This is a genomic window from Porphyromonas bennonis DSM 23058 = JCM 16335, from assembly GCF_000375645.1.
Classification (GTDB): domain Bacteria; phylum Bacteroidota; class Bacteroidia; order Bacteroidales; family Porphyromonadaceae; genus Porphyromonas_A; species Porphyromonas_A bennonis.
Map to the genome: position 1 here is coordinate 19,073 of NZ_AQWR01000024.1, position 8,198 is coordinate 27,270.

An 8,198-nucleotide genomic window follows, 5' to 3' on the forward strand; every position below is an offset into this window, starting at 1 on the left:
CAGGTATCTACCGCGATCGGCAGAACTCGTGATCCGGGTCCATCTGCCACCCGCCCCGAGAGGACTGGCTCTCAGCAGGGAGTGGGCCCCTAATTCTTTTACCGATATTAGTTTTCTCTAATACCGATATTAGATTTCTCTATTACCGGTATTAGTCTGAGGGCATCTCCACCAGCTCTCCGAGCAGCAGTTCCGGTATCAGCAGCATAACTAAGCATAGGTCACAGATTATGAGGGCCTTACTTTCGTCGAGTCAGCCGCCTCAGGTAGCGCCACCCCATCACCACTCCGGTCACGGAGACCACCAGCCCGCCCAGCACGAGCGTCAGCATCGCCACGAGGCGGATCGTCCCATGCTCGGAGAAGAACTTTGACCTCAGGTTGTGACAGAAGGGGTAGAGCCACTTCTGCAGCCGGTCGTTGCGACTAAAGTAGCGCGAGTAGCCACCGGTGGGGCTGACATACAGCCGACTCCCATCCGAGTCCTCGACACTCACCCGATAAATCGGCAGCTCGTAGTCTCCCCGATTGTAGGCGTAGTAATTGTCATACTCATCGATCAGCTCGACCCTCATCGGACTGCCAAAGACCGGCTCCAGTTTGCTCTGCAGATCACTCTCCGTGAGCCACAGGGGTACCAGGCTCGGGTCACTCCCGTCGAGGGTCTCACTCCTCTCTCCGTAGGTCACCTCGTAGTAGGGCTTGGTGCCGTACTGACGCCAGGCAATCCCCGTGACCCCACCCCGTGCAGCGAGCAGACGATAGTCGGTGGCGAAGAGGGAGAGGTCGACCGGATCCTCCGCCCGCGACCGCTTGGCGAGGCTCTTGTCGTGCCTCGGCGTCGGGAAGTCCGAGAGGTCGATGAGCGAGGAGGCTCCACTGAGGGCGAAGAGCATCAGGGAGAGGCCGAAGAGGCAACCGGCGATGTGGTGCCAGCGGAAGGTCCCACGGTATGGACTGCCGAGATGGTGCCGGCGCCTGTAGTGGCGGATCACCATATGGATCCCCACCACCAGCCCGCTGAGGCACATCACCCCGCCCAGTCCGCCGAGAAGGCTGACGACCCAGACCCAGAGCGATCTATTGCTCCGCAGCCCAGGGTAGTAAAACATATGGGGAACGGTCCCCAGCGAGGAGACGATCCGCTCTCGCTTGGTGCAGCACTGGAGCGCCCTCCCACTCCTTCCAGAGAGGTAGAGCCACGTCCCCTCCGGGTCATCGAAGACGAAGCGGTAGATCGGCAGCTCCTTCTTATTCCGCTCATAGGCGGTCCAGGTGTCGATGCTCCGGAGCGTGTCAATGTGCGCTATCGGGTAGCTGCTGAAGCGAGCCGCATAGCTCCGGCACCACTCCTCAGGCATCGCCTTGGGATCCACCGGGGCGAGCGTACTGTCGGCTCTCAGCTTCAGCTTCGTCCCCGAGTCGGTCTCGATGGTAAAGGTGGGGACGCCATAGGTGGTGCCGAGTGCGAGCGCCGTGCAGCGCTCCCCCTCCGGCAGGCGACTCCTCACGCTGTCTAAGGGTGGCAGCAGCTCCGGGATGGTGTCGGCGACCCTGTCAGCCGCATCCCCCAGCCGGGGATAGCTGCTGAAGATCATCACCGACCCGGATATGAGCCAGAGGACAAAGAACGGCGCGAGGATCGTCCCGAGGATCCGATGCAGTCGCTTCCAGTGCTTCATTGCGGGGGATTACTTCACCGACATGACCCGGCTGATCTCGTAGCCGGAGGCGAGATCGGCACCCTTTGTCACCTTACCACTCTTGATGTCGTATAGGTAGAATCGAGCGGAAGGATTTCCATCCACATTAGCGCCGATATACACCTTTCCGTCCCTGATGTCCGCACCCTGGGCAAAGGCTCCCTTGCAGAGCGGGATGTCGGTCAGTCGTGTCACTTCGTGTGTGCGGAGATTGAGTACCTGCCAGAAGTAGACGTAAGGATTGGTCTTTGAGTCCCAGGTGGGATTGTCGGGCGTGGCCTGCTTAGGATCCTGGACGTAGAGGAGGAGCTCACTGTCATTGAGCAGAGCCATGTCCACGATCTTGCCGCGCTCCTGACCATAGCCCTCGTAGGACTTGTCGATGGCTGTCTCGCCACTCTTGACACGGAAGAGCTTACTTGCCTGACGGGTCGAGGATGAGGAGCCGAGCTTGACGCCATCCTCCATCAGGATGTCGCAGGCGATGTAGTAGAAGTTGCCCTCTGCGTCGGTGAAGGTGTGGCGTGTCTGCGTGTCGCCATAGGAAGTGGAGCCGATAAAGCCGGCACGGCTGTCGCTCTCGACCTTCTTGACCTTCATCGTAGATGCATCGATGAATGCCACATAGTACTCGCTGCGACGCTCCCGGAGGAGCTTGGACTTCTTGCTCAGGGGCATGTAGACATAGACGTAGATGAGGGTATTATCCGACTTGCGGTAGCCGAGGAGACCACTGGAGTTGAATTGCTCATTCTCCAGCGGAGCCTCCAGCTCGAGCTGTCCATCTTTCTCCACCCGCATCTCGTCGGTATTGATGAGTACCCAATTGACCGCCTGCTTCTTACCGGCAGCCCCGACCAGCACGATGTGGCTGTCGTCGATCCAGGCGTGAGCAAAGCGACGATCGAGCACCTGAGGCGTAGGGATCTCCTTGATCATCTCGGCGGCGGTGTCGGTGATCCTAAACTTCCCGAAGTTGCCCGCTCTCGAGACGCTGTAGTAGTAGCCGTTACGGTAGACCACATTGGACGTGAGGGATGTGCTGCTGATGTCGGCACCCTTGCCCTCCACGCTGAGGGTCCCCTTGGAGAGGTCGTCCGCCTTCAGGATGACGTAGGCATCCTTGCCATTCATGGAGCCATTGAGATCATTGAGGGGGATCCAGATGTCGATCGATCCGGTCTCCTCGGCGGGCTTGGGAGTGTCTTTACCCGACTCCTCGCAGGAGGAGAGGGAGAGAGTCGCGAGAGCGACGATGAGGGTGAGGAGTAGATTCTTGAGTTTCATAATGATAGTGTGAGTTACTTAATGGATGTACGATAGACCGGCACTATACGCTCGATCTCAAAGCCGGCCTCCAGCTCAGCGCCCTTGGACACCTTGCCACTCTTGAGGTCGTAGATGTAGATGCAGCTATTGCCGCTCGCCACATTGGCACCGAGGTAGACCTTGCCTCCAGAGGGTGCGGCGAAGTGGCTGAAGTTGCCGACGGAGAGGGGTACTCCCTCGATGCGGCGTACCTTGTGGGTGCGGAGGTTCATGATCTGCCAGAAGAAGACGTACCTATTCTTTACCGAGTCCCAGATAGGATTGTCGGGCGTGGCCTCCTTAGGGTCCTGGACGTAGAGCATCACCTCCTCGTCACTGACCGGAGTGAGGTCGATAATCTTGCCTCGAGGCTGCTCGTAGGCGTCGTAGGACTTGTCTGTCTCCATGGCACCGCTATTGACGCGGAGGACAAGACTCCGCTGTGCTGTGGTGCTCGGCTTCGGGGTCTCCTTGAGGATCTTGGCGGCCACGAAGTAGAAGTTTCCCGCCTTGTCGGTAAAGGTGCTGCAGGTCCTATTGTCCCCAAAGGACATAGACCCGAGCCAGTCCGCCCGCTTATCGGTGTCGACAGACTTTACCTGCATCGTCGCTGCGTCAATGAAGGCGACGTAGATCTCTCCGCGGAGCTTCTTTGCTCGATCACTGCGCTTCTCTGCGATGTAGATGTGGGGGAAGATGAGGGTATTATCCGACCGGCGATAGCCGAGGAGACCGCTGGCACAGAAGATCTCACCCTCAGCCGGAGCCTTCAGGGCCAGTGTGCCGGAGTCGAGGAGCTTCATCTCCTGCGTATCGATCCTCGCCCAGGAGACCTCCTTTTGCTTACCGGTGGAGCCGACCAGCACGAGCGTCTTCCGATCGAGCCAGGCGTGGGAGAACTGTCGATCCTTGATCATCGGCAGTGGAAATTCCTTGATCGTCCGGACCGTGGCACCGACCTCAAACTTCCCGAAGTTGCCCTCCCTCGAGACACCGTAGTAGTAGCCGTCCCTATAGATGATGTGCGGAGTGAGTGCCGTCCCACCCGTATCGGCACCTTTCCCGGTGATGGAGATCGTCCCCTTCGTGAGATCCTTGGCACGGACGATGATATTCTGGTCATACTCCTTCTGAGTCTTGCCGGTGGCGCCCTTGACCGGTATCCAGAGGTCGAAGCCCTCCGCCTCTACAGGCGTAGGCGTGGGATCGGGGGTGTCCTCCCCGCAGGAGGAGAGGAGACCGAGGGTCAGGAGTGAGGAGAGGAGGAGCGTTGCGAAGTTTTTCTTCATGATGTCGTGATTAATTGAGGAATAGACGGAGCTTGCAGTAGACGGAGCGTCCCGGCTTCTGCAGCATATAGTTGTCGTAGAGCGGACGATCCAGGAGGTTGTCGCCCTGCAGCGAGACGGAGTATCTATTGTGGCGGAAGGACCACGTGACCCCTCCGGAGAGATTGTACTGGCTGGGGATGATCGCCTTGGACTCACGGGAGCCAAATGCGGCCCAGGTGAGGTAAAACCACTTGATGTACCCGAGTGAGAGATTGAGCCGGATCTTGCTCATATTGATCCCAAAAGGCTCCCTCATGGTCAGCCCGGTGATCAGATTGCCGTAGAGCCAGGGGCGATTGGGGATCCGGTAGCCGTAAGTGGCATTGGTCTTGCCGTAGCGATCCTGCCTTGTCCGGTCCCGCTCATCGGTGTAGGTGCCATTGAGCGTGATGTCCAGGAGGGAGTCGTAGGTGTACCTCAGCTCCCCCTCCAGACCGACGATCCGGGAGGTGCCGATATTCTCATACTGGCTCTCCACGTCGCTATGGACCACCCGGTGGATGAAGTCGTGCACATCGCGGTAGAAGAGCGTCGCCTCGTAATTGAGGAAATGGCTCTGCGCCGGGGCGGTCTGACCATAGAGCACAAGGTTGAGGTTGTAGGCTCTCTCGGGGCGGAGCTTGAAATTGGGATAAATGGTGATCCCATTGCCCATCAGCTCGCGGGCAGAGGGGAGCTGCGTGGCGTACTCAAAGGAGCCCTTCACCGACAGCGCCTCCAGCGGAGCATACCGCAATCCGAGACCATAGCCGATGTTATTCTTCGTAAAGTGGGAGGGCACATCGGTCGAGCCGGTGAGCCACTCGAGGTCGGACTGACCGATGGAGACGGTATAGAGGTAGTCCTTGACGAAAGTGAGCGCATGGAGCCTGCCATCGAGGAGATAGCCACCATAGGAGAGGCCGAGGATGTGGCGTGCCATCCGATCCTTCGTTTCGTCAAAAGAGGTGTCGTAGTCGTCGTAGCGATGATTCTCGACCGCAGAGAGCTGGTAATTGAAGTTGAGCACCCCCCATTTCCTCAGGTCATAGGAGAGATTGACTCGCGCCGAGAGACCGGGACGGAGTGTGTGACGGAGTGCCTTCCCCCGGCGGGTCACCTCACTGTAATTGGTCTCTACGGAGGTGCCGTCCCAGGCATACTTCCTGTAAGTGGTGTCGGCGAGCAGCATGTGATCTCTCGCGACTGCGGCATCGACCTGAGCCGAGAGTCCCGGGGTCAGCAGATCCTTCTTGGCATACCTGCCGGTGAGGCTCAGGTCGGACCGTCGCCGGGTCGCCTCGCCTATCACGAGGGTCTGCATAAACCCGGTCTGGATCTCCTTGTCACTCCCGGTGTACTGCACCCCGAGGAGTGCCTCATCGGCCCACCGCAACTGAGTCACCCCGAGCTGCACCCCGGCGGTGAGGGTGCGGTACCCATCGTGGAAGCGCGGGAGGTCCCTCCGGACGAAGTCGTACGCCTCCTCGTCCCAGACCGACACCCCCTTCATCGTATAGTTATTCCGACTGGAGAGACAGCTCAGCGTGGGGCGAAGGGTAAGCCCGCTCGCGGCGTGGCGATACTGACCGTGCAGATCTGCACCGATGGTGCCGAAGGAGCCAAGTCTCAGGGAGGCATCCAAGAAGCTCGCCCGGCTCTTCTTGGTGATGATATTCACCGCTCCCCCGAGCGCATCCATCCCCAGCTCCGGGGGGACCACGCCCTTGTAGATCTCTATTCGGTCGACGATATTTGCCGGCAGCGTCTCGAGGCTAAGACCACTCCCGCGGGAGGAGAGCGGGACCCCGTCGATGAAGTAGCGGACCGCCTGACCACCGAGACCATTGATCGACAGCTCCACACCTGAGCCAAGCCCTCCCTGACCACGGACATTGACCCCGGAGGACTGCCCCACCAAGTCGCTGAGACTGCTGAGGGAGGAGATCACGGAGCTGACGTCGAGACTCATGGCGGATAGCGCCTGATGCTGTAAGGCTCGCTCGTGCGAGGGAGCGAGCACCACCACCTCGCCGAGTAGCTTAGGATCTTCCCTGAGGACAAAGTCCACCTCCTTGCTCGTCGGCAGAGACACCCGCCTGCTCTCCTCACGGAAGCCCACCAGGGAGGCAGTCACTCGATAGTCACCGGAGGCAAGAGCAAAGCTATACCTCCCATCCTTATTCGTCACCATCGCAGCAGCCACCTTGCTCTCCCGCATAGGTCGTACCCTGATGGTGACACCCGGCATCGGCTTCCCCTCCTTGTCTGTCACGCGTCCCCGCAGCACCTCCGTTGCCTCAGCACCGAGGGAGCAGAGGAGCAGAAGGAGGCCGATCGCCCATCTCATTAGTCTACTCATCCTCAGCACTCAGCTTCACACCGGTTTTCTCGTAGATCTTTTTCTTCTCCCCGATCAGGAGGCGTCGGTTATGAGCGAAGAAGCGTGCCCGCTCCACAACAAGCTCCTGCACCTCGGGCAGCTCTCCCAGCCCTCGGGCATCCACCGTCACCTCATAGCCCTCGTCACGCAGGGCGGTGGCCCACTCATCGGAGATGTCGTGCTTGGCATGCTCGCCCGCCACCATCATCAGCGGCATGAGACAGACCCTCTGGAGTCCGGTGGCACGGAGACGCCTGAGCGCCTGATCGTAGTAGGGATAGCCCTCGATACAGCCGACAATGATCTGCGAGAGTCCGCGATCCATCAGGAAGTGGTCCAGCATCGCATACTGCGCCGTGGAGCTGTCGTAGGTGCCGTGCCCCACTAAGAGGTATGCGGTATCCCTACCCTTAGCCAATGGTGCCAGCACCCGGTCTGTCAGCTCTCGGTAATCCTTCTCGTAGAAGAGGAGTGGCGTCGTCAGTCGGATCTCACGGAAGTCACCCCGCCGCTGCTCCATCTCCTGCTCTAAAGCTTTCATCTCCAGCCCATAGACCACCTGAGACGGGACGATCAGCAGATGGGTCACCCCCTCCGTCCGGAGCTTATCCATCGCCTCCATAGGCGAGAGCTTCTCGATCCCTCGGTCACGGAGCCGCTTGCAGACGATCCTCGAGGAGTAGGCCTCGCACAGCTCTATGCCGGGGAAAGCCGCTCCGACCGCATGATCGAGTGCGTCAAGCGTCCGCACACGAGTGTCGTCGTGTGTGGTGCCGAAGTGAACCATCAGTATCGCCCCCCTCTCTCCCTCACCGAGGGAGTCAAAGAGCGGACTCTCCACAAAGATCTTCTCCTCACCCCTAACAAGTACATTAGAGACCAGCATACAGAGTACACCGAAGAGGATAAGACGGTATGTCTTACTCATACGTGTATGAAAATCATCCGACCCACTTGCCCCCGAGCGGGATCCGAAAAATTATCTTACAGCCATGGCAGGTCTCCTGACTCACCTCCGGTCTTGCTTGCGTACCTTCCCATAGACTCAGTCGACAGTGGTAATAAAGAATGGCAAGCAGCCTAATGGAGGAATACAGTAGCGGGCACTGTGCCGGACTCGCACCGGACTTCCCTCTTGTGATGGGATGCGCACCTCAGGCTGAGAGCGCACCGCACCACAGCTCACAGCAAAGGTACACCATTTTCCCCACTCTCCAATTAATGTTAAGTCCCTTCGATTCCGCAGGCAGAGGTGCAGGGCTGACGCATTTGAGCATTGGGGAAATCATATACATAGAGGGCTTATCCGTGAGGCACCCGAAGGGTGCTCGCTCCATAGGCATCGGTCATCCGCGAAGCGGTGACCGATGTACAAAGCCCCTTCCCTACCTACTCGACCCCTTGTGGGTCGCCGAGCAGAGCCTTCAGCGACCCCGCTAGGGTGTCGCACCTATCAGGGAGTCAGGCAATCAGTGCGACACCCTGGCGGGGTCG

General features: G+C 59.2%; 5 protein-coding genes and 1 riboswitch. All 5 genes read right to left on the reverse strand.

Translation table 11 applies throughout. The features are described 5' to 3' along the window. Positions 1–239: 239 nt before the first annotated feature. Genes B088_RS05500 through B088_RS05520 form a run of 5 tightly spaced genes read right to left on the reverse strand, consistent with a single transcriptional unit; the run spans position 240 to position 7,632 of the window. Positions 240–1,682, reverse strand: coding sequence for a PepSY domain-containing protein (locus tag B088_RS05500; RefSeq protein ID WP_018107415.1), 1,443 nt, complete (start codon positions 1,680–1,682; stop codon positions 240–242). Between the two features lie 9 nt (positions 1,683–1,691). After that, positions 1,692–2,990: a hypothetical protein gene (locus tag B088_RS05505; protein WP_018107416.1), complete on the reverse strand. Its 1,299-nt coding sequence runs from the start codon at positions 2,988–2,990 to the stop codon at positions 1,692–1,694. A gap of 14 nt (positions 2,991–3,004) precedes the next feature. Continuing rightward, the gene (locus tag B088_RS05510; protein ID WP_018107417.1) at positions 3,005–4,300 is read right to left on the reverse strand and encodes a hypothetical protein; all 1,296 of its coding nucleotides are present in this window, start codon (positions 4,298–4,300) and stop codon (positions 3,005–3,007) included. Positions 4,301–4,310: 10 nt separating this feature from the next. Further along, positions 4,311–6,683, reverse strand: coding sequence for a TonB-dependent receptor (locus tag B088_RS05515; RefSeq protein WP_018107418.1), 2,373 nt, complete (start codon positions 6,681–6,683; stop codon positions 4,311–4,313). Then, the gene (locus tag B088_RS05520) at positions 6,676–7,632 is read right to left on the reverse strand and encodes a sirohydrochlorin cobaltochelatase (RefSeq protein ID WP_018107419.1); all 957 of its coding nucleotides are present in this window, start codon (positions 7,630–7,632) and stop codon (positions 6,676–6,678) included. The genes B088_RS05515 and B088_RS05520 overlap by 8 nt, the downstream gene beginning before the upstream one ends. Before the next feature lie 49 nt (positions 7,633–7,681). Beyond that, a riboswitch (cobalamin riboswitch) is annotated at positions 7,682–7,899 on the reverse strand. Between the last annotated feature and the right edge of the window lie 299 nt (positions 7,900–8,198).

Coding starts and splice junctions, on each gene's coding strand:
- B088_RS05515 (WP_018107418.1), bottom strand. CDS start 6,683: ATGAGTAGACTAATGAGATGGGCGATCGGCCTCCTTCTGCTCCTCTGC.
- B088_RS05500 (WP_018107415.1), bottom strand. CDS start 1,682: ATGAAGCACTGGAAGCGACTGCATCGGATCCTCGGGACGATCCTCGCG.
- B088_RS05510 (WP_018107417.1), bottom strand. CDS start 4,300: ATGAAGAAAAACTTCGCAACGCTCCTCCTCTCCTCACTCCTGACCCTC.
- B088_RS05520 (WP_018107419.1), bottom strand. CDS start 7,632: ATGAGTAAGACATACCGTCTTATCCTCTTCGGTGTACTCTGTATGCTG.
- B088_RS05505 (WP_018107416.1), bottom strand. CDS start 2,990: ATGAAACTCAAGAATCTACTCCTCACCCTCATCGTCGCTCTCGCGACT.